This window comes from Neisseria sp. P0021.S006 (genome assembly GCF_051956895.1).
Window position 1 is genome coordinate 1 of the sequence record NZ_JBQCWZ010000504.1, and the last position, 974, is coordinate 974.

1 protein-coding gene is annotated in these 974 nt (G+C 50.8%); it reads right to left on the bottom strand.

The annotated features are described in order from the left end of the window. Positions 1–123: 123 nt before the first annotated feature. The coding region (locus tag ACTHUM_RS15295; RefSeq protein ID WP_440403328.1) for an electron transfer flavoprotein-ubiquinone oxidoreductase at positions 124–974 on the bottom strand (851 nt) is incomplete at its 5' end.

The following is a 974-nucleotide window of genomic DNA, read 5'->3' on the forward strand; positions in this document are numbered from 1 at the left end:
GATTTCAAATCGGCCTGCCTGCCAAATGTGCGTGTTCATAATGCTTCCATTGATGAAATAATAGGATAGAGGCCGTCTGAAACTTTTCAGACGGCCTTTAGGTTTTGACTTCAAAACAGTCAATTACATTCCGCCGTAATTCGGTCCGCTTGCGCCTTCGGGACAAATCCAAGTGATGTTTTGCGTTGGGTCTTTGATGTCGCACGTTTTGCAGTGAACGCAGTTGGCGGCGTTGATTTGCATACGCGGACTGCCGTTTTCTTCGACGATTTCATATACGCCGGCCGGACAATAGCGGGTTTCGGGCGAGGCGTATTCTTTGTAGTTTACGTCTATCATGACCTGCGGATTTTTCAGCACCAAATGGTCGGGCTGATTTTCTTCGTGCGCAAGGTTGGCAAGGAAGACGCTGCTCAAACGGTCGAAGGTCAAAACTCCGTCGGGTTTCGGATAATCAATCGGCTTGCATTCGGCGGCTTTTTTGAGCTGCTCGTTGTCTTTGCCGTGATGTTTCAAGGTCCACGGGGCTTTGCCTCTAAAAATCATTTGGTCGATGCCGGTATAGATTGAGCCGAGGTAAACGCCCCATTTGAATGACGGACGGACATTGCGTGCGGCGTAAAGCTCTTGATACAGCCAGCTTTGTTCAAACCGTTGCTGATAATCCGCCGCCTCTTTGCCGCTGTCGAAACCCTCCACTTCTTCGAGGTTTTCCAACAAAGGGAACACGGCTTCTGCGGCAAGCATGGCGGATTTCATGGCCGTATGGATGCCTTTGATGCGCGGCATATTCAGGAAACCTGCGGCATCGCCGACCAAAACGCCGCCTCTGAACGAGAGTTTCGGCAGGCTTTGCAAACCGCCTTCAATCAGCGAACGAGCACCATAAGCGATACGGCGACCGCCTTCGAAGGTTTTGCGGATTTCAGGATGGGTTTTGAAACGTTGGAACTCTTCACACGGCGACAGATAAG